Source organism: Fusibacter ferrireducens (assembly GCF_015352425.1).
Taxonomy (GTDB): Bacteria; Bacillota; Clostridia; order Peptostreptococcales; family Acidaminobacteraceae; genus Fusibacter_A; species Fusibacter_A ferrireducens.
The window spans coordinates 84,207-109,163 of record NZ_JADKNH010000005.1 but is presented as its reverse complement, the minus strand read 5'-3'; the positions used below and the strand labels follow the sequence as shown (position 1 = coordinate 109,163).

General features: G+C 38.5%; 22 protein-coding genes. 7 read left to right on the top strand and 15 right to left on the bottom strand.

Annotated features, from left to right (window positions below; translation table 11 throughout):
* Positions 1-18 precede the first annotated feature (18 nt).
* Positions 19-1,497, bottom strand: a complete 1,479-nt coding sequence (locus ISU02_RS09320) for a sugar ABC transporter ATP-binding protein (RefSeq protein ID WP_194701561.1) — start codon at positions 1,495-1,497, stop codon at positions 19-21.
* Positions 1,498-1,867: 370 nt separating this feature from the next.
* Between ISU02_RS09320 and ISU02_RS09315 the strand changes: the two genes are divergently transcribed.
* The 4 genes from ISU02_RS09315 (at position 1,868) to lsrF (ending at position 5,841) form a co-directional block, all read left to right on the top strand.
* Positions 1,868-2,800, top strand: coding sequence for a sugar-binding transcriptional regulator (locus ISU02_RS09315; protein ID WP_194701560.1), 933 nt, complete (start codon positions 1,868-1,870; stop codon positions 2,798-2,800).
* Between the two features lie 50 nt (positions 2,801-2,850).
* Positions 2,851-4,410, top strand: a complete 1,560-nt coding sequence (gene lsrK, locus ISU02_RS09310) for an autoinducer-2 kinase (protein ID WP_194701559.1) — start codon at positions 2,851-2,853, stop codon at positions 4,408-4,410.
* Between the two features lie 61 nt (positions 4,411-4,471).
* The gene (locus ISU02_RS09305; protein WP_194701558.1) at positions 4,472-4,810 is read left to right on the top strand and encodes a cupin domain-containing protein; all 339 of its coding nucleotides are present in this window, start codon (positions 4,472-4,474) and stop codon (positions 4,808-4,810) included.
* A gap of 143 nt (positions 4,811-4,953) precedes the next feature.
* A complete protein-coding gene (gene lsrF / locus ISU02_RS09300; protein WP_194701557.1) occupies positions 4,954-5,841 on the top strand; it encodes a 3-hydroxy-5-phosphonooxypentane-2,4-dione thiolase in 888 nt (295 codons plus the stop codon).
* A 101-nt stretch (positions 5,842-5,942) separates the two neighbouring features.
* Here the strand turns inward: lsrF and ISU02_RS09295 are convergent, their stop codons facing one another.
* The 5 genes from ISU02_RS09295 to ISU02_RS09275 all read right to left on the bottom strand — a co-directional run bounded on the left by ISU02_RS09295 (position 5,943) and on the right by ISU02_RS09275 (position 10,458).
* Complete coding sequence (locus ISU02_RS09295; RefSeq protein WP_194701556.1) at positions 5,943-6,374, bottom strand: HNH endonuclease; 432 nt, start codon at positions 6,372-6,374, stop codon at positions 5,943-5,945.
* 10 nt (positions 6,375-6,384) lie between these two features.
* Positions 6,385-6,831 (bottom strand): GNAT family N-acetyltransferase, encoded by a 447-nt coding sequence (locus ISU02_RS09290; protein WP_194701555.1) that lies wholly within the window; start codon positions 6,829-6,831, stop codon positions 6,385-6,387.
* 598 nt (positions 6,832-7,429) lie between these two features.
* Complete coding sequence (locus ISU02_RS09285) at positions 7,430-8,218, bottom strand: CHAD domain-containing protein (RefSeq protein ID WP_194701554.1); 789 nt, start codon at positions 8,216-8,218, stop codon at positions 7,430-7,432.
* 12 nt (positions 8,219-8,230) lie between these two features.
* The gene (locus ISU02_RS09280) at positions 8,231-9,178 is read right to left on the bottom strand and encodes an aromatic acid exporter family protein (protein WP_194701553.1); all 948 of its coding nucleotides are present in this window, start codon (positions 9,176-9,178) and stop codon (positions 8,231-8,233) included.
* Positions 9,179-9,549: 371 nt separating this feature from the next.
* Entirely contained in the window at positions 9,550-10,458 is a 909-nt protein-coding gene (locus ISU02_RS09275) for an SPL family radical SAM protein (RefSeq protein WP_194701552.1), read from the bottom strand.
* Positions 10,459-10,645: 187 nt separating this feature from the next.
* Between ISU02_RS09275 and ISU02_RS09270 the strand changes: the two genes are divergently transcribed.
* Positions 10,646-11,743, top strand: a complete 1,098-nt coding sequence (locus ISU02_RS09270) for an AI-2E family transporter (RefSeq protein ID WP_194701551.1) — start codon at positions 10,646-10,648, stop codon at positions 11,741-11,743.
* Between the two features lie 162 nt (positions 11,744-11,905).
* Here ISU02_RS09270 and trhA read toward each other — a convergent pair whose 3' ends face one another.
* On the bottom strand, positions 11,906-12,559 hold the full coding sequence (gene trhA, locus ISU02_RS09265) for a PAQR family membrane homeostasis protein TrhA (RefSeq protein WP_194701550.1): 654 nt from the start codon (positions 12,557-12,559) through the stop codon (positions 11,906-11,908).
* A 233-nt stretch (positions 12,560-12,792) separates the two neighbouring features.
* Here trhA and ISU02_RS09260 point away from each other — a divergent pair, with 233 nt between their 5' ends.
* The gene (locus ISU02_RS09260; RefSeq protein ID WP_194701549.1) at positions 12,793-13,299 is read left to right on the top strand and encodes a DUF1836 domain-containing protein; all 507 of its coding nucleotides are present in this window, start codon (positions 12,793-12,795) and stop codon (positions 13,297-13,299) included.
* Here ISU02_RS09260 and ISU02_RS09255 read toward each other — a convergent pair.
* Positions 13,272-15,131 (bottom strand): sigma-54 interaction domain-containing protein, encoded by a 1,860-nt coding sequence (locus tag ISU02_RS09255; RefSeq protein ID WP_194701548.1) that lies wholly within the window; start codon positions 15,129-15,131, stop codon positions 13,272-13,274. The genes ISU02_RS09260 and ISU02_RS09255 overlap by 28 nt on opposite strands.
* Before the next feature lie 197 nt (positions 15,132-15,328).
* Here ISU02_RS09255 and lysA point away from each other — a divergent pair, with 197 nt between their 5' ends.
* Positions 15,329-16,633: a diaminopimelate decarboxylase gene (lysA, locus tag ISU02_RS09250; protein ID WP_194701547.1), complete on the top strand. Its 1,305-nt coding sequence runs from the start codon at positions 15,329-15,331 to the stop codon at positions 16,631-16,633.
* Positions 16,634-16,867: 234 nt separating this feature from the next.
* On the opposite strand, the gene ISU02_RS09245 is transcribed toward lysA, so the two are convergent.
* From ISU02_RS09245 to ISU02_RS09215, 7 genes are all read right to left on the bottom strand, one after another.
* A complete protein-coding gene (locus ISU02_RS09245; protein WP_194701546.1) occupies positions 16,868-17,608 on the bottom strand; it encodes an alpha/beta hydrolase in 741 nt (246 codons plus the stop codon).
* Between the two features lie 110 nt (positions 17,609-17,718).
* A complete protein-coding gene (locus ISU02_RS09240; RefSeq protein WP_194701545.1) occupies positions 17,719-19,560 on the bottom strand; it encodes a serine hydrolase domain-containing protein in 1,842 nt (613 codons plus the stop codon).
* A 261-nt stretch (positions 19,561-19,821) separates the two neighbouring features.
* Positions 19,822-20,880: a M42 family metallopeptidase gene (locus tag ISU02_RS09235; RefSeq protein WP_194701544.1), complete on the bottom strand. Its 1,059-nt coding sequence runs from the start codon at positions 20,878-20,880 to the stop codon at positions 19,822-19,824.
* Positions 20,881-20,897: 17 nt separating this feature from the next.
* Entirely contained in the window at positions 20,898-21,698 is an 801-nt protein-coding gene (locus tag ISU02_RS09230) for an MBL fold metallo-hydrolase (RefSeq protein WP_194701543.1), read from the bottom strand.
* A gap of 26 nt (positions 21,699-21,724) precedes the next feature.
* The gene (locus ISU02_RS09225; RefSeq protein ID WP_194701542.1) at positions 21,725-22,579 is read right to left on the bottom strand and encodes a two-component system regulatory protein YycI; all 855 of its coding nucleotides are present in this window, start codon (positions 22,577-22,579) and stop codon (positions 21,725-21,727) included.
* Between the two features lie 9 nt (positions 22,580-22,588).
* On the bottom strand, positions 22,589-24,040 hold the full coding sequence (locus ISU02_RS09220; protein ID WP_194701541.1) for a hypothetical protein: 1,452 nt from the start codon (positions 24,038-24,040) through the stop codon (positions 22,589-22,591).
* Between the two features lie 11 nt (positions 24,041-24,051).
* Positions 24,052-24,885 (bottom strand): hypothetical protein, encoded by an 834-nt coding sequence (locus ISU02_RS09215; RefSeq protein WP_194701540.1) that lies wholly within the window; start codon positions 24,883-24,885, stop codon positions 24,052-24,054.
* Positions 24,886-24,957 lie beyond the last annotated feature (72 nt).

Genomic DNA, 24,957 nt, shown 5'->3' with positions numbered 1-24,957 from the left:
CCTCATAAAATGATTTAATTAGCAACCAAATGCCGCCTGTGTTAAAGCATCCAGCGTAATTTCCGCCTTTGAGAGCACCACATTATTGGTCCCGTGGTACATCACTTCGGCTCGATCTGCCAACTCGTTGATTTCTTCAAAATCCGAAGAGATGAGCAAAATGGCAAGTCCCAGTTTTTTGAGTTGATAGATGATCTTATAAACATCTCCACGTGCACCTGCATCAATGCCGCGTGTGGGTTCATCTAATATGATCACTTTGGGATTTGAAGAAAGGGTTCTGCCAATAACCACCTTTTGCTGATTGCCACCGGATAAGGATTTTAAAGTTTGATCTTGTCCAGTTACCTTGATCCTGAAATCATCAATATACTTTTGGGTTACTGCCTTTTCCTGCTTTCTATTGATAAACACTTTGCTGAGTCTACTTAATATAGAAGAAGTTGTATTGAGTCTCACATCAGCCATGGCGAATATGCCATTGAGATGTCGATCTTCAGGCACATAATTTAGGCCTTTCTCTACAATTTCATTCGTGTCTAAACCTCTAATGCTCTTTCCAAGAAGTTCAATATCACCACTTAAAACTTCCCCTTTACCAAAAATAGCTTCTGCAAGCTCAGTGCGTCCAGACCCAACCACACCTGCAAGTCCTAGTATTTCACCTTCATATACCGAAAAGGAAACGTCGCTAAAACCATATCCCGTGAGTGCATCCAGTTTCAAAACCGGCTGCTTCGTATAATCCACTGTACAGACCTCGCTGTTGGTCTTTGCATGAACCATATTATCTGGCATAAGGCCTTTAATGAGCATTTCTTTAGTAAAATTCGCCACTGGCCCACTCACTGTGATTTCGCCATCTCTGAGAATGACCACATGAGATGCCACCTCGAAGACTTCTGTAAGCCTATGTGTGATATAAAGCATGCCAATGCCCTTTTTCTTGAGGTCCATCATAAGTTCAAAAAAAGATTGGATTTCATTAAACGTCAACGTGGAAGTGGGTTCATCTAAAATCAGAATTTTAGCTTCTCTAAGCAACCCTCTCAATATTTCCACCAGTTGCTGTTCTGCAATGGAAAGCGTCGCCGCTTTTCTGGACAGTGAAATGTCCCATCCAAGTTGCTTAATCAATTCTCTCAATTTTCCTGAAAGAACGTTTTTGTTCTCATTGAATCCAATAACTACATTTTCCTCAACAGTCATATTGGGAAAGAGTAACGGCTCCTGTGGCACTAAGTAGATGCCTTTTTCAAGGGCCACCGACGGTGAATTCATATTGACTTTTTCACCCTCTATGAAGATTTCGCCGCGATCAAGCGGATAAATCCCCATAAGAATCTTCATTAAAGTACTCTTACCGGCACCGTTGCCACCAATGATTGCCACAATTTCACCTTCAGATAATTCCAAAGATGCACCCTTTAATACCGCATTATCTCCGAATGACTTATAGATCTCATGCAATTTCATAAGAGATTTATTCGCACTCATATGATTTACCTCCAACTTCTATGGTTATCTTGTTCCCGTGAAGACTAACAAATACTCAATATTGATCATATGCTTTGGATTGAATCTTTTGTTCGCATTTAAATCATTTGTTATGAAAGGTATCTTTTGTTCTTGTTGAAATCTTTTGTTAATTATACGTTAGATTGTCGTGAATCTTTCATTAATTCTATAATATTTCAAACTGCTAGGCCTTGTCAATCCTTTTTTTGTTTATCATAGATTTTCCGCGTCTATTGACACCATCTAAAAGCATTGCTATAATATTTTTAGATGAACATATTATCAACAATAAAACATTTGTTAGAGATTTGTTTTATATACTTATAAATCCATATTAAGGAGAAATATCATGTACGAAGATAATTTGCTTTATAAAGTAACTTGGTTTTATTACGCGGACAATATGACTCAACAGGAAATCGCAGATCATCTCGGCATCTCGAGAATGCGAGTTGTCAAACTGCTCAATCAAGCCAAGAACGATGGTATCATCAAATTTAAAATGGACCCAGATGCCAAAGCGCGTATAGATCTGGAGCAATCGCTCATCAACCAATTTAATTTGAAAGATGTTTTCGTGGTACCCTCTACACCAGACAACGTCAATGAAAACATCGCCAAAGGTGCAGCACAATATATAGAAGAAAATGTTGAAGCCAATACCTATATAAACATTGGCTATGGCGATACCATCTCTAGAACCATCAACCATTTGATCTACTCACTTGAAAAACCAATTTCTCTTGTCACTTTATCCGGCGGTGTCGCACACTATACTTCAGCAATTGTTGCTGGCACACGAAAGAGAAGTTCCACGAGCATTACACCAGATATACACATTTTACCTGCACCTCTATTTGCATCTTCTGAACAAGTTGCTGAGGTCTTCTTAAATGAAAAGAGTGTGAAAAATGTGCTCGATATGACCAATCTCTCTCATATGTCCGTAGTCGGCATCGGTTCTGTCTCCAACACGGCGACGATCTTCAAATATGGCATTGCAAATCCGGATGATTTGATCTTGCTCCAGATGCAAGGTGCTGTCGGCGACATCCTCAGCCAATTCTACGATAAAAACGGCAAAATCTTGGATTCAAGTGTTCACAAAAAACTGATTAGCATTAAGTTGGACACGCTTCGATCATCTCATAAAACCATAGGCGTTGCCGGTGGCAAGGAAAAGATTCAAGCCATTTATTCTGCCTTAATCGGCAACTATATCGATGTCCTCATCACAGATGAAGATACGGCTGAATCGCTGATCACTTTTAAAAACAGTTAAAAGCAACTCATCGTACTTAAAATTTCCGTACCATTGAGAAAGGAGCTATTATGAAGCAATACATTATGGCCATTGATGCTGGAACTGGCAGCGTCAGAACGGTCATCTTTGATCAGAATTTCAATCAAATAAGTGTTGCACAAAAGGAGTGGACTCATAAAGAAGATCCTCAATACGAAGGTGCCATCGATTTTGACGTGACACATAATACCAAATTGCTCTTTGATACTATCCGCGAAGCTTTAAAAACAGCAGGTCTTAAAGGTGATGAAATCGCAGCGATTTCCACCACGAGCATGCGAGAGGCATTTGTACTCTATAATAGGGCAGGTGAAGAAATCTGGGCAGTGTCCAATGTAGACTCCAGAGCGTCAAAGGAAGTTTATGAACTCAAGGCACTCTCAGATACCATTGAAGACGAAGTGTATAAAGCCTCCGGTCAAACATTTGCACTGGGCGCCATCCCAAGATTGCTTTGGGTTAAAAATAATTTGCCTGAAATTTATGAAGAAACCGCTTCTATTACAATGCTTAACGACTGGATCATTTACAAGTTGACAGGGATTTTATCCGTCGAACCTTCAAACGCTTCTACCACAGGCATTTTAAACACTCATACGAGACAGTGGGACTCTAAAATCATTGAAAAATGCGGATTGAAGGAGACCATGTACCCACCCGTTTATGAGAGCGGCACAGTCGTTGGCACCATTACAGAGGCGATTGCAACATCAACAGGATTAAATCCAGAATGTAAAGTGGTTGTCGGTGGTGGCGATGTTCAAATGGGCTGCATTGGCTTAGGGATCACAAGTCCCAATCAAGCTGCACTTTTAGGCGGCAGCTTTTGGCAACTTGAATACAATACGGATTCACCACATATCGATGAAAAAGGCCTTATTCGAGTCAATTGTCATGCCACACCAGATATGTGGCAGCAGGAACTCATCGCATTTTATCCAGGTCTTGTGATGAGATGGTTTAGAGATGTATTCTGTGACTTCGAAGTGCAACAGGCTAAGGACACAGGACAGAATGTTTACGATATTTTAAACGAAAAAGCCAAAGCGGTTCCCGTGGGATCACATGGTATCATGTGCTCTTTCTCGAGTGTTATGGATTATAAAAACTGGCAACATCCATCACCCTGTTTTACGAATTTTGGCATCGACCCTGAAAAGTATAATAAAGCGGCTTTCTATAGAAGCCTTTTAGAAAATGCTGCTCTGGTCACTCTGGGGCACAAAAAAATAATCGAAGATCTCTTTGGTCATTTTCCAGAGACGATCACCTTTGCATCTGGTGCTTCCAACAGCGCACTTTGGTGCCAAATCGTTGCAGATGTACTCGGTGTAACGGTTCAAGTGCCCGTCATAAAAGAATCTACCGCTCTTGGCGCCGCTTTTTGTGCCGCTGTGGGCATCGGTTGGCTTAAATCCTTGGAGCATACTCAGGAACACGTCACCATTGAGCATACATTTACACCGAATAATGAAAATCACACTAAATATCAGATGATATTCAACAATTGGAAAGCTTTATCAATTGCACAACAAAAAAGCAGCAGCATGGGATTTTTATCACACATGTGGCGTGCACCAGGTATCTAAAAAACGCTCATCAAAAGACTCTCATTAGAAGAATCAAAATTTAAATTTAAGAGGTGAAAAAATGGTAAAAGTAAACGAATCTGAACGAGAATATCGTTTTGGCGACAGCGGCCCAAAATATTTAAGAAGAGGTCCGTATCTCAGCAGTGGCGTTGTCGTCTTCAAACCCGGACAAGATTTTCAAGGTCATCATCATAAAATTATGGAAGAAAGTTTCCTCATCATTGAAGGCGAACTCGATTTTTATATAGATGATGTGCTTGTGAAATGTGTTCAAGGTGATCTCATTACGGCAGAACCCGGAGAAACACACTACATTATCAACAATAGTACTTCAACTGCAAAAGCTGTATTTATGCTTGCGCCGTTCCAAGACCAAGACAAGTATGTTCAAGATTAAACCTGCTCTTGGTAACTAACGCTATTCAGGGATAACGCTATTCAAGGATATCCCTGTTGAAAAAAATATCCCCACCCAACATATAGACATGATATATAACATTGTGAACACTCACAATGCCAAAGAATAAAGGAGGCAATTTCATGGCAGATAAAGACGGTATTTTAGAAGCAAAAAATTACGGTATTGGCATCGAGCAAAATTCTGACGGATTTTATGTAAAAGGTGCTGGTCACTACAGCTGGGGCATGAAATCTAGACTTAGTAAAGTTTTCAACCCCGTTTCAGGTAAATCACTCATGCTTGCATTTGATCACGGTTACTTTTTAGGCCCAACTTCAGGACTTGAAAGACTTGATCTCAACATTCCACCGCTTGCAGAATACATTGATTGTTTCATGGGAACACGCGGCGGTATGACCACTTGTATCAATCCAACGCTCACTGGAAACAAGGCGATTGCACTTAGAGTGACATCAGGCTCCTCTATATTAGATGATGATCTCAGCGATGAAATCATTTCAGTGGACATCGCTGAAGCCATTCGAATGAATGCAGATTTGATGGCGAGCCAAGTCTTTATAGGTGCACCAAATCAAAGAAAATCAATCGAAAATCTTTCAAAAGTAATCAACACAGGCAACACTTATGGCGTTCCTACTATGGGCGTTGTTGCTGTTGGCAAAGACATGGAAAGAAATGCTAAGTACTTCAGACTGGCAACTCGAATCATTGCAGAAGTTGGCGCACAAGTGGTTAAATGTTACTACTGTGATGACTTCGAAAGTGTTATTGCAGCTTGTCCAGTGCCAATCGTCATCGCTGGCGGCAAAAAAATACCCGAAGCAGAAGCGCTCGAAATGTGCTACAATGCCATTTCAATGGGTGCCGCAGGCGTAGATATGGGCAGAAATATTTTCCAATCAGAAGATCCAAGCGCAATGGTTCAAGCTGTTCGCGCTATCGTTCACGAAGGCATTGATCACAAAGAAGCACTAGATATGTTCAATGCACTAAAAGCAAAAAAATAGCTTCTTAAAAAGTTATCATCCCCCATACTAATAGAACCTCTTATCTTATTTGTCTCAGAGATAAGAGGTTCATTATTATTAAAATACTTTCACAAAACGAATCATTCTTCTTCATGGTGAAATCTCACCATTTTATAAATTTTATTTTCTTTCACATACAGTCTATAACCATCACCTTCAAACACGGTGTTGATCTTATTTCTAAATATAGACTCAATCCCATGAGCAAGGCCCACCAATTCATCCTGATTATATTTGGGCTCCACTTGACTGATCACCTTGCCGTCTAACACAGCTTTTTTAAACAGTTCTATATTAATCGTCAACCAGTCCTTAGGGACTACACTCTTTTTCATACGATTACAAAATTTACAGCAAGCCACTAAATTAAAAAATTCCTCTGTCCCGCCTCTGCTCTTGGGAAAATAGTGATCTAGTGTTGTCTGATTGAATCTTATCGACTTACCGCAATGAAAGCATTTGCCCTGATCACGTTGATAAACATACGCCTTAATTGTCTTCTTATGAATCACGATGCCTCCTCTATAGCTTCAATAACATTTCTATATGCGGAATATCATCTTCTAGATATTCATCCGAAACAGCCTCAAATCCAAGAGATTTATAAAATTCAAGTAAGTATGCTTGTGCAGAAATTCTAATGGCCTCAATATGTCTAACCGTTTTAATAAAAGAGATCGCCTCTGTCATGATTTTTTTACCGAGATTCAGGCCTCTTGCCTTCTCTTTCACCACAACCCTTCCAATTGAGGTTTCCGCATAGCTCACGCCGGCGTCTAATATGCGCAAATACCCCAGCAATTCACCTTCATCGTCCTTGCACATCAAATGATAGGCTTGTTGATCCTTACCATCAATTTCTGGATAGAGACAAGACTGTTCGATTACAAAAACTTCAAAGCGCAAGCGCATTACATCGTAGAGTTCATAGATCGTCAAATCGTCAAATCTTTTTATTATACATTTCATAAGCATCCCCCAAACTAAAGCACTCCAATTTTTTATCGGCACTACTACTATTTTATCTTTTTTTCCCATGATTTGTAAAGGGCTTTATTAACTTCTCACACTTATGACAACAAAAGCAGTGTTTTCATATTGTTCATGATTTTTTATTAGCTCTTTAACACACTGTTAATCCCACCTTAACAAGTATATTGTAATATAAAGATGTCGAAAGGAAGTTCCCTCCTCTAGACATAAATTACTAACTCCAAATTATTGATAGATTCCAAGCAATAAACTCTTACTCATTGACACGTCCCCCCGTGTCAACTCCCCTACAATAACGACTTATATACAGAAAGAAGACTCTCCCCCTAGAGTCTTCTTTTGTTTTTTGGATTTTTGAGATTTGATTTTTGCGCTTCTCCTCTTTCTTTTTCACCAAGTTACCGAAGCCCTTTTATGTATACAGCCGTCTTTTAAATATACAACTGGATACTATCCATAAAAATAAGTACTTGAAATAGCTCGTGGCGATCCCCCCACAGACAACACCGAAGACTGGGGATCAAAAGAAGTTATTTCAAGTACTTATTTGTCAGTTACTACTATGCATTCCACTCTAAAACGCCAAGTAACCCTCAACGGCTTCACGCACGGATTCAAAGAGATCATCCGCCTCTTTAAGATACGCCGCATGGTCTTTTACCAATTCATCCAAAAGAATTTGATCATCCAGTTCATAATGACCTATAAATCTAAGATTGACGCAGACGTCATGAAGCGCCTTGGCCACAATTTGAAACGCATCCAATAGATCATTCAAGTTTTTTAAATCCTCTCTTTCAGGCATCAAAAGGCAGTGCACATATCGAATCTTTTTAGCAAGCATTCTTTTGGCATGAATTGATTTTTCAACATTTTCTTGATTAAAAGCAGATCTCTCAACAAAAACTTCAAAGAGTTCCGCTTGTCTTATTTGCTCAAACTCACCATAATCTTTTGATTCCATATGCTGCTTGATATGAATTTCAAATGTACTAAAATCCACTTCTTTCATTTTGACCGCATCCGCCCTCAATTTTTCTTTCAAAGGTGCTTTGATCTTATGCATTTTTGAAATCACTTCTGTGTTCATGACGTGTCCGTAGCCTTCTTCGAAAACATCCAATTCTCGAATAAGCGAAGTGGCATCAAAATGTTTTTTGGAGATCCTTTCCAGGGCGACATAGTCTGCTCCTTTTATAAAGGGTTCATAAAAAAACAATATGGCTCTAAATCGCCTTATACTTTCACGATACTCATGAATGCCCTTATGACTGAAGTCGCTTTCAATCATCTTTTCAAAATATAAGTCAATGTCTTTTAAATGCTTTTTTAAATTTTGGGAAATCCTTGTTTCAGATCTCATATTACCCTCCAGCTACAAGTATTTTTTTGAAAACTCAAGTTTGAGTAGAATAAAAGTTTCTAGATCATTCATGTATTGATAAAGTGCTGAATAATTTTCAAATTCAAGTTGTGTCGTCGGTATCGGTTGCTTTACAATAAGGGCTCTGATTCTGGCGAGTTCATCCAAAAGCGGTTTGGGATCATTCTCCACAGAAAGCATCTCGGCCATATGTTCTGTGAATTCACTGAGCATCTCTGCTTCAGTCTGGGTAATAAAACAATTTTTAAAATGTTTCTGCATATAGAGCATCCAGTAAAATTGATCTAATCTCATCTGAAAATAATCCACATAGATTTGATGATCCACAAGCAAAAGATTGTTGACATGCTTCAAAGCAAGGACTTTAGAATCTTTTATAAAAGGCTCCAGCTGAGCCATTTCCTCACTGGTATCCTCAACTAGACAAAGATTCTTTAAATTAAAACTCATCTGCATGAGAATGTGCTTCATATGTTTTTCGACTTCAGACTGCTTTTCTTTGAGTTCATTTTCTAAACTGGGCATATGCAGATTCAATACAATCGCCACACCAATACCAATCCCCAGTAAGGCGAGTTCGTTGATGATATTGACCAGCGTTATACTCTGAAAACTCATAAAATGCGTTGCAATCACAGTATTCATCACAACCCCTTCAGCCGCATTTAACTTTAAACTGATGGGCACAAAAGCCAATAGAAAAAGTCCCAGCACCCAAGGCTCAAAACCAAACCAGTTAAAGATCACAGCAGATAAGACAAACCCTATTCCTGCAGTATAAATGCGCTTCCAAGCCACACTAAAAGTCTGTTTTTTAGTATCTAGCAAACTCAGCATAACGATGATTCCAGCCGAAAGTGGAAACGATAAATTGAGCAAGATTGCGATATAGATACCGACAAGTACGCCCAATGTCATTTTTATAACACGGTATAACATTTTTTACCTCTCTACACCAAACCGCACCGCTTCACTTCACTGTGCCTTTTAAAATCCAAGGAAGACGCCAAGGCCAATGAGGGTTCGCTCTCTATACGAATGTGAAAATGAGGCGTTTGGCCTTTTTTTAAAATAGGATTGAATAGATGTCTTGACAAAATTAACTCGAGAGCAGAGCGTCAACTCATACTTGATAATATCTTCTATGTAGCCAATTCCATCCTCTTTAAACACATAACTTTCAAAATAAGCAGTGCATCTTCCAGCCTTAACACATCTAAAATATAGTTTTTACCTTGAATTTGATATGCTTCGTGAAGCACATTAAAGGGGCTTTCGTCAAAATCTTTACCTCGCTGTACGCACTTCTTCTATCCGTCTAAATTAAATGTCAACTGTTCAAATTGATCCGACGTATCTTTAGAACTGTAAAATGTCATTTGAGTGGCAAGTCCCAGTTCTGAACAAGTCTCATAAAAAACTTTGTAAAGCATTTTGTGTTGCTCTGGTTTCACATTGTAACTCAATTGATAACGATGTTCGTATTTGGATTTGAGTCCTGGAAAATGCGCCTCTAACTTTTTATAATAATAGTCCCTTGATCCCTCTCTCAGAGTCAAGCCCAGAGCGCCGATCACATATTTTGCGCCATTTGCCTTTGCCGCAAAGAGAATTTGTCTTATATTATCAGGTGTGTCATTGATATAGGGTAAAATCGGCATCAAAGTAACCCCAGTATAGATCCCAGCCTCCGATAGTTTTTTCATGGCTTCAAATCGCTTAGAACTCACTGGCGCATGAGGCTCTAAAACACTTGCAAGTTTATCGTCAAAGGTTGTTATCGTGAACGAAACCGCCGCATAAACAGCACTAATCTTACGTATGAGGTCTATATCTCTCACCACCAAATCGCTCTTTGTGATAATATGAATTGGAAATCGATACATCTGTATGATTTCAAGCGCACCTCTCGTCAACTTGTATTGCGCTTCTAGAGGCATATAGGGATCGTTCATTGAACCAAATCCGATGGTCCCCTTATTCCGCTTTCCTGCAATCTCCTTTTTAAGCAGCTCAAGTGCATTCTCTTTCACATAGATGTGATCCAGTGCATCCATTTGATAGCACGTACTTCTTGAGTCACAATAGATGCAACCATGCTGGCACCCTCTATAAAGATTCATGTTGTATCGCAGTCCAAACCAAGTATCTGCACCTTCTTTGATTGAGCCCAATATCGTTTTAGATTTTATCAAGTCCGCCTTTTGATTTTCAAGCATTTTCATACAACTCCAATTCTACCCTAGAATACACTTCGGGATACGCTGTGTCCATTCGAAAAAGTATTGATCCTATTATACCCTATTTGGAATGATTTTTTTTAGGTTTCACACGATTTTTAACCCGGTTTTAATATAAATAGTGTAATATGAAATGAGTTACTTAAATTTAACAAAGGGGATTGCTATGTTAAAGGAAAAACGTAAATTCATCGAATATGTGGTTGTGGTATGTATCGCTGCCTTTTTAACGGTTTGGCTCATTATGGACCGATCTGGTGTCATGTCTATCTTTTCTAAATTATTAAATGTGCTCACACCTTTTTTCATCGGTTTTGCAATTGCCTATATATTAAATCAACCCATCTCCAAGTTGGAGAAAAGATTTAAAATTAAGCGCATGTATGCCATTTTGATAACTTATTTAGCGCTCCTTGTGATTTTGACGCTTTTCTCTGTGAGCTTAGTTCCAAAGATTTATGATAACGGTTCAAAGTTGATCTCAGATATCTCAAAATGGGGCGAACAGATTCCAGCGCAACTTCAAGCCTATGACTTTGGGGCCTACGGCAGCATCATCTACGATAATCTCAGTAAAGGTGCAGAACTTTTATCTAAATTCAGCAACCTATTACTCACGAACATCATTGATGGACTCGTCGGATTTGCGCTTGTGTTTTTCAACATTATTCTAGGAATCATTATTTCCATTTATATGCTGGCAGATAAAGATTCACTTAAAAAAAGTTTGACACAACTGATCCATGCCTTCATCCCTAAGAAAAAGGCCTCATCTTTCTTTAATTTTCTAGGGGATGTCAACAATGTTTTTTCACACTTTTTAACAGGGCTTATTGTGGAAGCTTTCATCATAGGTCTTTTAGCTTTTATTGGTTTAAGCATTATGGGCGTAAAATACGCTGTTGTTTTGGGCTTTATCATTTGCCTCACCAATGTCATTCCATATTTCGGTCCCTTTATCGGCGCTGTGCCAGCCATACTCACCACTTTTATGTACGATCCTATAAAAGCACTTTGGGTTGCTGTCTTCATCGTCATTTTACAGCAGATAGACGGTTCGATTGTCGGTCCTAAAGTCATGGGCAATTACATTGGTCTAAAGCCCATTTGGATTATTCTATCCATCTCAATTGGTGGCGGTTTTGGAGGCCTTCTCGGTATTTTACTGGCGATCCCATTGGGCGCCATTGCCAAAATTCTCATTGTAAAGTTTATTGAAAAACGCGAAGCACAACAAAAGCTGCCTCAAAAAGTTGAAATATAATGTTGTACCCTTATTGAATTCGTTAAACTTCAGCGAGTCTATATGCAGAGCCTATATACAGAGTCTATATACAAAAGAAAAGACCTCAGAATGGCATTCACTAAAATGCTTTTCAAAGAGGTCTCTTTTTGATTGCACTGTTTTTCCTAACGCAAACATCAACTAGAAAGGCTTCGGCATATCAATCATAATATAGTTATTCACCAGAACAAAATGTGCAAAAGTACCTGCTAAAATAAAGAGATGGAAGATTTCATGGAAACCAAATTTGCCAATCTTGATCTTTTCAGACTTCGTCGCATAGAAGATAGAGCCAATTGTATAGAATATCCCGCCTAAAACTAACCATAAAAAGCCGTTAAAGGGCAGTGCTTTGAACAGCGGATAGATAAAGATGATGCTGAGCCACCCAAGAAAGAGATACATCCCTGCAGATAACCACCTTGGCATGTGGATGAACAACACTTTCATGACAATGCCAACGATTGCAAGTGCCCAAACTGCTATTAGAAGCACATTGCCAAGAGTACCCTTAAGGACCGTTAAACAAATGGGCGTATAAGTCCCAGCTATAAGCACAAAAATCATGGCATGATCTAACTTACGCAGTCTTAATATAATTTCTTTCTTGCCATTAAATCCATGATATATCGTAGAAGCACTGTAAAGCGCAATCATGCTCAGTCCGAATACGATGCCTCCAATAAGATAGACAACATTGTGTTTCATCACAGCGTTGACAATCATCACGACCAAACCCACAAAGGACAAAATAATGCCCACAAGATGAGTCAATGTATTAATAGGTTCTCTCATACAAGCCTCCTTAATAAATTCATATTTTATCACTTACTGATTTATAACATTCATTACTTAGCTACCTCAAACCAGAAAGTAGAAAGTAGAAACATGCCTTCATGGCAGATAATTTTTAATATAGTATTCATTACTATGTTGTATTATATTGATATACTATCACGTTGTATTCTATATTTCAAGACTTTTTTATGTTATAATATTGTTAAAATATGAGGTAATGAGGTGAACCCATGCAAATCCCTTCTGATTTTATAAATTTTAACACTGTTAAAAGCGATGATATTCCTGAAATTCAACTCTATATGGACCAGGTACTTGATTTTTTCGAAACAAAACTGGGCGCAAATAAGCGCACAGATCAAGAGCCCATCTTCACTAAAACCATGATCAATAATTATGTCAAAGCAAACGTTGTCCCATCACCCGTAAAGAAGAAATATGCCAAAGAAGCCATTATGGATCTTATAATGGTTTATGCGTTTAAACAAGTTCTCTCTCTTCAAGATACGAAATCGCTTATCAAAGCGCTGAATCAAATAGAAGCCGAACCCTATAATCATTTTATAAGTACCGAAGAGGCCATTTTATCAGCTCTTAAAGCAGATTATATTGGCAACGAGATCGATTCAGATGAGACTTTGATCGCTCAAATCGTCGCGTTGACTCTTGAGGCTTCCATTAAAAAAAGACTTGCTGAAAAGTTGCTGGATCAACTTTCGAATTCAGATTCCAAATGATATTTTTTGAGTTTATCATAGAATGTGGACTTGGATAATCCAAGTTGTCTCATCGCTTCACGGTTGCTGCCAGCATGTTGAATTGTCTCTCGGATAATTTGACTTTCAAAGGCTTCCAAACGCAATTTCAAGTTGAGTTCTTCCTCAGCATTTCTGGTTTCATGTGTCAACATACTAATGTGCTCAGGATAAATGATATTCGTCTTGCTGATTGCAAGTGCTCTTTCAAGCACATTCTCCAGTTCACGGATGTTACCTTTCCAAGGATGATTTAACAAGCGGCTGAAAGCTTCTCCTGACAGTGGCTTTTCTTTGATGTCTAATCTCTCGCTAATCTTTTTCATCAGATCATTAATAATCAGATAGAGGTCTTCACGACGCTCTGCCAGCGAAGGGACATGAATTGGAAAAACATTGATCCTGTAATAGAGATCTTCTCTAAATCGCCCCTCCTGTACTGCTTCGTATAGAGAACGATTTGTGGCAGTAATCACCCGGACACTTGCCGTTGAAGGTACACTTGAACCCACCTTATAAAACCGTTTACTCTGTAAAACTTGCAAAAGCTTAACCTGTATTTCAAGTGGAATTTCGCCGATCTCATCTAAAAACAGAGTCCCTTGGTCTGCCATTTCAAAGTATCCTTTTTTGCCTCTCCGATCTGCGCCTGTAAAAGCGCCGCTCTCGTAACCAAACAGCTCACTTTCAAATAAGCTCTGAGGAATTGCAGCACAATTTACCTCTACGAAATCACCTTTCAAATGACTGTGCTCGTGGATCAAACGCGCTAAGTAAGTTTTTCCAGTGCCACTCTCTCCTGTAATCAATATATTGGACTTGATTTCAGTTGCCCTATTTGCCAAATACTTCACACTTCGAATATTACTGCTATTGCCAATAAAGTCGCTGAATTTTTCAAGGGCTTCCTGATCTGTAGACAGGTTGGATTGCGCCTTTAGAGCTTCAATGCTTTTTAGAAGCTCATTGCGCTCGGTTAAAAGCGCACTCATTTCAGATAAATCACTGAGTCTAATAAGAATGCCCTCCAGAGCTGTCTCTTTAAAAAATGGCGTCAACTGGCAATTCATCGGTCTATGATTGACATCTAAAAAGAACGATCTCGACTCCAAACCATTGTCTTCGTCTATATGCTCCAGTGCTTGAAAGAGTTGTTCTGATTCAAAGAGCCTAGATAAAAGCATGCCTTCAACTTCAATCCCTTTCTCTCGGTTGCCTTTGGATCTAAAAGTACCCCCTTCTAATATTTCTAAAATACTTTCTCTTCTAATGGTGTACCCCTTGCCTTGGAAAAACTTAATTTGTCCGGTCTCCCCATTGACAACAACCATATGTCCGTATGCTTTTGCATATTTTTGTTCGAAGACATCTGAATTGATTTGAATACTCATCGTCGTTTCAACTTGATCGATTTTACAATGAATCTGGTTTCCGAGAAATTTGACTTTTAATTCTAATAAGTCCAGCAATTCGGACTGAGACCATATTTTATGAATGCCATTTATCTGCGGCTGCTCATAAACGCCCACTGCAATTAAAGCTTCTCTTTGATTGAGCTCTGGAATTTCACATCCTATTTTTTTCAAAGCCTCTCTTGTGAGCGGTCCATCATCCATACCAAAACGATTCGTCATCAGTATGACAATATCACCCTTCTCCAATTTGCCAGAAGCGTGGTGTCGTTCGCTTTTCAACGAAATTCCAGTGATCTCTTTTGCCTTTTCATTAAAAAAAACGATCTCTTTCTCTGCATTTAAGTAGATAATACCTTCGTCGATCTCATCTAATATTCTAATGGTCAAATTTTGTTTCATATAATTTCCTCTTTCTCGGACACTTCTATTGATTACATTATATTGAATCCTTTTAATGCATTCAACCTTTTTGCATAAAATGATCCATTATCTTCACTTTGGCATATATCTTGCATTTATATAACTCAAATTCTATAAATCGTTTCTATATTTATTAGATTCTACACTCTATATAAGTCTTAAATTTGGAGGAAAATATGCATCAACATATTACTATTAAGGACCAACAACTGTTCATTGAGGGATGCAATGCACTGACACTTGCCAAAACTTATAAAACCCCTTTATATGTGCTTTCTGAAACCACTATTCGCGAAAAATTTCGAGAAATTAGAACGCAGTTTCTCGAAAGACATCCCAATACTATTGCCGCATATGCCAGCAAGGCATTTTTGACCACAGCTTTCGTCAAACTTGTAGCACAAGAGGGTTTTTATATGGATGTCGTCTCTGGCGGAGAACTGTTCACAGCACTCAACGCCCAATTTCCTATGGAACGGGTTATTTTTCACGGCAATAACAAGTCTAAGGAAGAACTTGAGATGGCAGTTGTCAACAAGGTAGGGCGAATTGTGGTGGACAACACCACCGAGCTCGAAATTTTAGCTTCAATTGCAGAGCAGCATCAAACGCAGATGAACATACTCTTTCGAATCACACCAGGCGTCAGCAGTTCAACACACGATTACATTGCTACAGGCAAAAAAGATTCTAAATTTGGTATTTCCCTAGATGATTTTGTCATTATGCCTGCCATTGAAGACGCCATCAAAGCACCTTTTTTAAACTTCTTAGGCTTTCATTTTCACGTGGGCTCACAGATCTTTGATCACAACTCACATGTGATGGCAACTCAAATCGCACTTGATCTCATCAAGCGCGTCAAAACCACTTACAATTACGACATCACCGAGCTTAACACTGGCGGCGGCTTCGGCATCAAATATACGGATACGTGTACGCCACAAACCATTGGCTATTTCACCGATGCCATTGTAGACACCATCGATCAATATTGTGAGGCCAATCACTTAGTTCGACCTAGAATATGTATTGAACCTGGGCGCTTTATTGTTGGAGAAGCAGGGACAACACTTTACACCATCGGCGCTGTTAAGGAAATCAAGGATCTTAAAACGTACGTTGCTGTGGACGGCGGCATGACAGATAACATAAGGCCTGCACTCTACCAAGCGAAATATTCGGCATTGCTTGCCAATAGACCTCTTGAAGAGACCGCTGGCGAGGTGACTCTTTGCGGAAAGTGTTGTGAATCAGGCGATCTTCTCGTGGAACATTTACCTCTCCCCAAAGCCGTTGCCGGCGACGTTGTGGCTGTTTTCAGCACAGGCGCTTATAATTACTCAATGGCATCACACTATAATAAGCATGTGATTCCTGCGGTTGTTCTCGTTTCCGGCGAAAAGGCATACGAGATCGTCGAAAGAGAAACCTATGCAGATCTCATAAAACACGATGTCGTGCCACCGCACCTCAAATAATAAAGCGATTTCAGTTATAAAACGACATCTTTACGGATAAAACCAATATGTATAAATAACGACAAAACCCCTAGGAACCTATTTTTAAAAGACTTGCAAAACAAGCTGTCTAAAATAGGATTCAAAGGGGTTTTTATATTCTATCGGTTCATATACTCTGTTCATATATTCCATTCATACGCTCTGTTCATACGCTTCAACCAGGTTATTGATGTACTCGATCTGCATACGCTGTTATTCTGAGATTTGATTTAAAAAATCCACACTTGCGCGGATAATGGCTTCTTGTTGAGTCTCCATATCGATGTCGGGAACCTGATCTCCCTTTTGAGGGCCATAGTCCCCAAACTGAGCGTGATTACCACCCTCTATCTCATAGTATTTTGTGCTTTCAGGGAGATAAACTTTATTTTCGAGAATTTTATCAATCCCCATATCTTTAGTGCCATAGATAGATGCCACTGGTATTGAACTCTCCTTTAAAGAATACTTTTCTCCTCCTGGATAAGAAGCCCAGAGCATCAACCCCTTAAGACGTGAATTCGGATAATGCTTTACAAAGCTTGCCGCCATGGCACCCCCAAGGGAATGTCCTGCTATAATCCAATCTTTATCCGTTCTATCCTTTAGAATCTTATTGGCCGCATTCATATCAAAAATTGCCAAATTTAAGGGCATCTTGACTTCGATCACTTCATAACCATTCCTTGCAAGTTGCATCAGGAGAGGGGCATATGCTTCTGGCGCGACTTTGCCTCCTGGATAAAATATTATACCGACGGGCTTGACTTCACCTGTTGGGAAAAAAACAATATTTTCGCCACTGAGTACCTTTACCTCACTATTGCTCACCATATCATCCAATGCCGAGGGCATAGGACTATAAACAAAAAATGTCCATATATAAAATCCCGATCCTAAAATAACCAGGCCTACAATCATAATTATTAACAATCTCTTTAAGACTTTATTCACACAGAATCCTCCTCTTTTTCATAACTTTTTGGAATGTTTTGTGGATAAAGGGTCACTTACTCACAGGTTATCCACAGTTTCATGCTTTTCCACTTAGGTTATCAACAGCACTAAAATTTCAACAAATTGTATCTCCATAGCCAAGTTAACAACAATATATTGAGTATACTTTGTACTCTAAAGATGAAAATCATCAATCCTGTCCATCTAAAATCTGCTCGACCCCTTTGAATCATAATCCAATTTGGAATTATCAACACTATCCCCAACACACTAAAAATTTTAATCCAGCTAATCACGGTCATCGTGTTAAATATGACATCCCATGAATTATAATTCATCCCCGCATAGAGAATTAGTCCTATTAAAGCAGATGCCACAAGTGTATCTATTAAAATAATCATTCTTGGGGTATCGTGGATTCTGTTGATCTTCAGATTCTGCCACTTTGAAATCAAAACTAAAAGACTGAGCATATTAAAAAACGCAGTAAATATAAGCAACACAATTTCCACAATTAAGCTCTGATAAAAAGGCGTTCTTCTATAAATGTTATTGTTGATAATAAGATATTTTAAACGTCCCAAATCATCCAGTTTAAAAGTTGCATAGGTTTGTGTCTCTTTGCAAAAAAAGCTATTTTGTGCATAGGGCACATATTTTGACTTATCAATATATAACCCGTCTTGCTTGTTCATAACACGAATTTGATGGATAATCTGAGTTAACTTTTCAGCGGTCTCATTAGACGCATTTAGCGGCGTATAAGCGCCAATATACTTATTAAGAGCAGTTTCAGCAACGCCCTCTTTAGCCTCTGTTGCTTTATGACCTAAATAAGCCTTGATCAATTTCGATGTCATCTCAGATCGAAACTCAGTACTGTCAGAATTATAGACGATGAACATGGCAAATTTTTCTTTGGGCACCACTAAAAGTCGCGCATTGACACCAGGAATACCACCATCTTGAAAATAAACTTCGTGTCCTTCTATGTTCATGATACTAAAACCATAGCTCCTGCCAGAACTCAACTCATCGTTTCTAATCTGTCTAGATAAGAATTTTTCAACGAGTACATCATTGCGGTCTGCTGTGAGCACATTTAAAAAATGGCTCATATCGGACATGGTTGTCAAAAAATCATCTGATGGCAACAATCTGGCTTGGTATCCTCTTGTTTTGGTTTTAACGCCGCCAAAAACATGATAACCCGAGATCAATTGGCCCTCTTCAATCTTTTCATGTTTTAACATTTTTCCCGAAACCGTCATACCAAATTGTTTTGAAATTATATTTGAAAGATAGGACTCATACGACATATCCGTAAGGGATTCAATTAAAATCCCTGCCAAAACAGCATTTACATTCGAATATACCGAATAAGAATCCGGTGTGACCACGGTGTCAAATTTATAAGACTTCATGAAGCGATCTGCTTCATCACTAAAGGTTCCCACTACTTTAATCGCATCGGGATTTAAACTCGGATGTTGATTCAGAGCTGTTCCCGCTTTTACACTCGCCTGACCTGTGGTATGTGTTAAAACGTTCTTAAAAGTGAGGTTTGCAAAGCTCGGATGCGCTTCAATCTCCGCTTTAGACAAATATGGTCCAATCAGATCTTCATCCTGAACGCCTTTTAGCTTCATGGCTTCAACCAGTGCATAGGCCGTAAAAGTCTTGGAAATAGAGCCCGTTTGAACTACAGTCTGTTTTAAACTCATCTTCTCCTGAGTCGATAGGTCAGACATGCCCATTGCCGTTTCAAATCTGGATGTCCCGTCTAACGCAATACTGACCATTATGCCTGGGACATTATATTGTATCATTTCAACTTGAATGAGATTTTCTAGTGCTTCTTTGCTGTTATCTTCACGATCAGCAAAACTCATAAGTGACTGTAGCATCACTATAATACCAATGAGTGTTAGAATTGAAAATTTTTTCAAAGCGATTCCCCTTATCTATAAAATACCCGCTTGGGTAATATACTTTCATTACTGTCATGGTGATTATAACAGATTTTTGAACATTAATCATGAAAAATATATTAAATTTCGTATAAATGCCCTTTACTATGAGAAAACACCTTATAAAATATGAAAAAACACCCTATAAAACAAACCATGAAAAACCCTTAAAAGCTCAACTTTGTCCGGATCATATCACGCGTTCTATAGAGTGCCTATGCTGCTTTGCTATACGTAAACTTAAAAACCGTTTATAACGTCTTTAGAAAGTTTCTTAATCATTTCCACTGCAAGATCTATTGAAGCTTTGTAATCATCAATTGCGGAAAAACCATAATGTGTATGTGCATATCTAACAGGTGTTCCCAGCACAATGCAAGGCACATCTAAAACCTGAGTTTGAATTAACGCACCGTTGGTACCTCCACCGATCCTGACAGCTTCTTGAAAAGGTATCTCATGGACTTTCGCAATCTCTTTTGCCAAACTTACAAATCTGGGATTAGAAATCATGCTCTTATCCACATGTCTGATTTGAGTGCCTTTTTTAAGCGCCCCTTGCGCATCGTAAACGTCTCTAAAGGTATCGTCCGCAGGTGTCCCTTCAAACACAATGGCAATATCGGGTTCAATCATTTGTGCATTGACTTTAGCGCCTCTGCCGCCAACTTCCTCTTGAGTAGAAATTGCACCCACCACATCAATGGCAAGGTCCATACCTTCAATTGCCTTGAGCACCTCGACAACACAGCCGCATCCCAACCGATTGTCAAAGGCTTTCCCAAGCATAATACCTCGGTCTTCATTATAGGAGAATGTCACATCAGGCACGATTGGCGCCCCAATCTCAATTTTATAATCATTGACAACTTCCTCATATGAAGAAGCCCCCACATCAATTAGCATCTCACTGATTGGAATAAGCATCTCTGGTCCTGAACTAAAATGAGGTGGCTTAGAGGCAACTACGCCCTCAATGTACACACCTTCTGCATTTCTGATCCTCACTTTGTGTGCCGCCACATTTTGAGCAGACCACGATCCATTAGGGACAAACCTAAGCGTTCCATTAGGTCTGATGGACTGCACGATAAAAGCCACTTCATCCGAATGACCATCTAGCATTAATATCGGTTTGTCACCATCGTGATTCTTTCTCATGAGAATCAGATTTCTCATGGTATCTTCTTGAATATCAAACTGATCTTTCACATAATCTCTGATAACTGCATTCACATCATCCTCAAAACCTGGTGCACCATACGCATTTGACAATGATTCAATAAATTTGACGTTCATCCGCTACCTCCAGTATTTTATAACAATTTATAGGTTTTTCCCACTTTATCTCTGTAGGTCAAGTCCAAGTTAATATCCACGCCGTCCTTGATGCCCGCTTCTTCCAAAATGCCCCTTACTGTCTCAAAAGCCAATTCTGGAAAATTGTTTTCCTTACTCAAATGCGCCAGCAAAACGTGCTTGACTTTGCCATATTCTATAATTTCTTTGGCGATGTAACCCGCATCCTCATTGGATAAATGGCCGTATTCACTGAGAATACGCCTTTTTAAGTAAATTGGATATGGCCCTACTTTGAGCATCTCAATATCATGGTTGGACTCAATCATTAAAAGATCACTGTCTCTAAATTTTTCCACAACTTCATCAGAAATTGTGCCTAAATCCGTGGCAATCGCTATTTTTTTATTGCCATGCATCAGTGCATAACAAAGCGGATCTACTGCATCGTGTGAAATTCTCGCCGATTGCACAAATATGTCGCCAATTTCAATATTATCAATTCGATCATATAGGTGTAGTAAATGCTCATCTATATTGCCAATCTTGTGTTTTAATGCTTCCCATGTCTTTTCCGTCACATAAAGCGGAATTTTGTGTCGTCTCATGAGCACACCCACACCACTGATGTGATCTGCGTGCTCATGTGTCAATAAAATACCATTAATATGATTGATATCCACATCGATATTGCTCAGCGAATTTTTAATATAACGCCCACTCATGCCTGCATCCACAAGAAGTTTTGTCTTGTCCGATGCTATAAACTGACAATTTCCAGAACTGCCACTGGCCAGCGAGCAAAAATAAAATGACATAACGCCTCTTTCTATTGTATCTCAGATTATTGTGTTTCAGAAACCGCTTGAACATAATAGCACTTGCCTGCTTCCAATTTGATTTTATAATACGGTAGAGCTTCCCCTGATACGAGGTCACTCACAAGCAAACTGCTATCATTGAGTTTATACCCAATGGCAATTTCAGAAATAACATCTTCTTCTTTAAAGTTCATCATCAACTCATACAATGCTTTGTCTATTGAAATGATTGGATACTTAGATTGAGCATTGTTATCAAGGATATTTAACCACTTACGTTTAAAGCCTACAATTTCTTTGTCTTTAATGACAAAAATCATTGAAGAATCATCTAAAAAATAATCTTTGTAGATCTGTTTTACACAAATGTAGGTCAATTGCCCCTCTGTTTTATAGTGTTCAAAAACATAATCTTGATCCATATTAAGTGCCTTTAAAAAATCATCACAAACCGATTTTATTTCTGTCCCATTGCTTAAAAGGGCAAACGGCGTTGTGATCTCTATATCAAACAAATCTTCCTGAGGTCTATAAATATTGACGAAATATTCTAATGTCGTGCCTGTAAGGAGCACCATTTCATCTCTATTTAAGTATCTAGAACCATCATACTCGTAATCATCTCCTAAAATGGTACGCAGTTCACTTTCACCATAGGTGTCATATTCCACATTTAAGGATTCGATCTTATCTGGAAATTTCAGACTCATTGGCAATATAGTGATGCCTCTCTTCTCATAAAGCGCACGAATATTGTCAATTTTTTCTGATTGTTCTCTTTGAAAAGTTTTTTGTTCGTTAACAATCATAACCCCTAAAAGGATATTTGTCACTAGCAATACCATAATTAAAATTGTTTTAATCCTCGGCCAATCCATAATACTTCCTCATCTATATGACGTAATGATGTCGCCTGTATAAGCATCAAAGATATAAGTCCTACCACTGATCTCAACTGCCCATACTGGAATCATGTGTGTTTCATCCAACTGGTAATAATTCATTTCAATACTTGAAATCGCACTTCGAATATCATAATGGTATTGAACGCTATTCATCGAAGCATCATAGATATTGTTGTCTTGCAAATAATAGATACTGACATCTAAATAGTTACTCGTGATACATTCATCTATATCAAACATTTTATTGTAGCCTAAAGCACGCTCTAAATTGGCGTCTCCAATATAGGATTTTACATTCTTAGTGATATGGATCACTTGGTTACCTTTAACCACCACACGAATGTCTGCACTTAAATTATTTTGAGGCATAACTTCATAATTACCCAACTTATAATTAAACGAAAAAATTTGGGTCGTTATGCCATTCTCTAATTTAGATTCGTATTTGATCAAGTTGACACCACTTGGCAAAACACCAAACGGCTCGAGTTCTCCACAGGCGAGCGCTAAAGCTTTAGCCATAGAAACACTCGATTTATCGTTTGCATTATACTTCTGACTATACGAAACCACACCTTCACGGGTAATAGTCAACGCCTTATCGCCATAACCATACATGAAAATCACAGATCCATTGATGTCTTCAAGTCTTTTGATGAAGTCAAAACGATTCCCGAAAACAGCCTTTGCAATGATTCTGATTTGATCATCAAATTGCTCAGAGTCCAAATCGACCTCGTTTTGAATTTTCAGATTAGGCACCAGATATTTGTATTGAATTGGAATCAAGGTATAATTCAAATAATTTTTATCTTCGCCCATTGTACTTTCAAGGCTAAATCGATCGCTCACCTTTCTGTATTCAACAAACTCTCTCGATTTTATAACTTCAAACAGTTTCGAAACATCATGTGTAAAAGTCTTGCTCTTAATTTTATAATACTGCTGAGAAGCACCATCCAGCAAATAGAGCGATTGCGTTTCGTCACCGACAATCAGATATTCAGTTGGAATAACCGCTGCCAGTTCTTCGGGTATGTCCTCTATACCATAGAATGTCGCCAAGTCAGATAGACGCAACTCAAGAGGCATCTTCAGTAAAATACTTTTAGTTGAAAATGCCTCTACATATGCTTTTTCGTCAATAATTTTAAGGGTCTCATAGTTACTCAATGTGGTAAAAATATACGGTTGGAGGTTCTCCCAGATCTGATTGCGAATTTCTTGATCGTAAACCTTGGTATATGACATACCCCCAAAGCTAATAAGATAACTTTGGGGGTTAATATACGAATTAAGGTTAACCATTTTCACTTCGCTTTCACTGTTCTTGACGATATTCGTCTTTAAGCCATCGTATAATACCCACCTGCTTAAGATAAGCGCCATGAAGATTAAACTGATGAGAGCAATAGATTTAATACGCTCTTTCAAAGTGTTGCTCCTTATTTCTCTGTATTATCGTTGACATTAATAGTAGGTGTAATCGCCTTCAAAGTATCATCTTCCTTTACGACTTCAAAAACCATCTCTTTGATGAAAATACCATCATCATCTGTAAATCTCAATTTATATTTTCCAATATCAAGTTTGCCAACCTCTTTCAAGTAACTCAATTTGTCAACTTGATCCTCTAATATGTTCACTTCAAACAAACTCAAGTAAGTTGCCTGTACTTGCTCAAAATCTTTTTTCTGCTTCAACAGCACAGCTTTATTTGCAATCCAAGTCTTGTAGGCTTTTTTAACCTCTTCACTTGACTTACTAAGACTCACTTCTGTTAAAGCATCCAATTTATATTTTTTATTTGCAGATAGGATCTCCGCATTTAAAGCACTGATCTCTTCGGCCATTTTAAAATATTTATTGATGATCTCTGTCTCAATCTTATAATCATCCGTATTTTCTGTCTTTTCTAAAGCTGGATCTACAACCACGTAGAGTACAGATGGCGACTCTTTTAAAAGCGCACTGGACGAAAGTTTTATAATGGGTATATTCAAATTCTTATCCAGTTCTTCCGCAAAAGGCAATTTATCTTCCAATTTTACAAGTGTGAGATTTAAAGGGTGTTCCTGAACATTAACCTTTGCCTTTGCACTGATATTTACGTTCAAAAAGACGGGCTTATTCTCATATAGAATATCCGATACAGGCTCTGCAATAATAAGTTCTCCAGCAGAAATTGAGGGGGGTTGTTTGGTTTCTATACCAAATACCATGCCCATATTCAATATGATCAACAGGCTTATCGCCATGCTCAATAATTTACGACCCATTTAAACGCCTCCAACTTTTTTACCGTCTAACTCACAATTATATAACTATTATACAATACGTATATTACAGAG

Coding starts and splice junctions, on each gene's coding strand:
- ISU02_RS09320 (WP_194701561.1), bottom strand. CDS start 1,497: ATGAGTGCGAATAAATCTCTTATGAAATTGCATGAGATCTATAAGTCA.
- ISU02_RS09315 (WP_194701560.1), top strand. CDS start 1,868: ATGTACGAAGATAATTTGCTTTATAAAGTAACTTGGTTTTATTACGCG.
- lsrK (WP_194701559.1), top strand. CDS start 2,851: ATGAAGCAATACATTATGGCCATTGATGCTGGAACTGGCAGCGTCAGA.
- ISU02_RS09305 (WP_194701558.1), top strand. CDS start 4,472: ATGGTAAAAGTAAACGAATCTGAACGAGAATATCGTTTTGGCGACAGC.
- lsrF (WP_194701557.1), top strand. CDS start 4,954: ATGGCAGATAAAGACGGTATTTTAGAAGCAAAAAATTACGGTATTGGC.
- ISU02_RS09290 (WP_194701555.1), bottom strand. CDS start 6,831: ATGAAATGTATAATAAAAAGATTTGACGATTTGACGATCTATGAACTC.
- ISU02_RS09285 (WP_194701554.1), bottom strand. CDS start 8,218: ATGAGATCTGAAACAAGGATTTCCCAAAATTTAAAAAAGCATTTAAAA.
- ISU02_RS09280 (WP_194701553.1), bottom strand. CDS start 9,178: ATGTTATACCGTGTTATAAAAATGACATTGGGCGTACTTGTCGGTATC.
- ISU02_RS09275 (WP_194701552.1), bottom strand. CDS start 10,458: ATGCTTGAAAATCAAAAGGCGGACTTGATAAAATCTAAAACGATATTG.
- ISU02_RS09270 (WP_194701551.1), top strand. CDS start 10,646: ATGTTAAAGGAAAAACGTAAATTCATCGAATATGTGGTTGTGGTATGT.
- trhA (WP_194701550.1), bottom strand. CDS start 12,559: ATGAGAGAACCTATTAATACATTGACTCATCTTGTGGGCATTATTTTG.
- ISU02_RS09260 (WP_194701549.1), top strand. CDS start 12,793: ATGCAAATCCCTTCTGATTTTATAAATTTTAACACTGTTAAAAGCGAT.
- ISU02_RS09255 (WP_194701548.1), bottom strand. CDS start 15,131: ATGAAACAAAATTTGACCATTAGAATATTAGATGAGATCGACGAAGGT.
- lysA (WP_194701547.1), top strand. CDS start 15,329: ATGCATCAACATATTACTATTAAGGACCAACAACTGTTCATTGAGGGA.
- ISU02_RS09235 (WP_194701544.1), bottom strand. CDS start 20,880: ATGAACGTCAAATTTATTGAATCATTGTCAAATGCGTATGGTGCACCA.
- ISU02_RS09230 (WP_194701543.1), bottom strand. CDS start 21,698: ATGTCATTTTATTTTTGCTCGCTGGCCAGTGGCAGTTCTGGAAATTGT.
- ISU02_RS09225 (WP_194701542.1), bottom strand. CDS start 22,579: ATGGATTGGCCGAGGATTAAAACAATTTTAATTATGGTATTGCTAGTG.
- ISU02_RS09215 (WP_194701540.1), bottom strand. CDS start 24,885: ATGGGTCGTAAATTATTGAGCATGGCGATAAGCCTGTTGATCATATTG.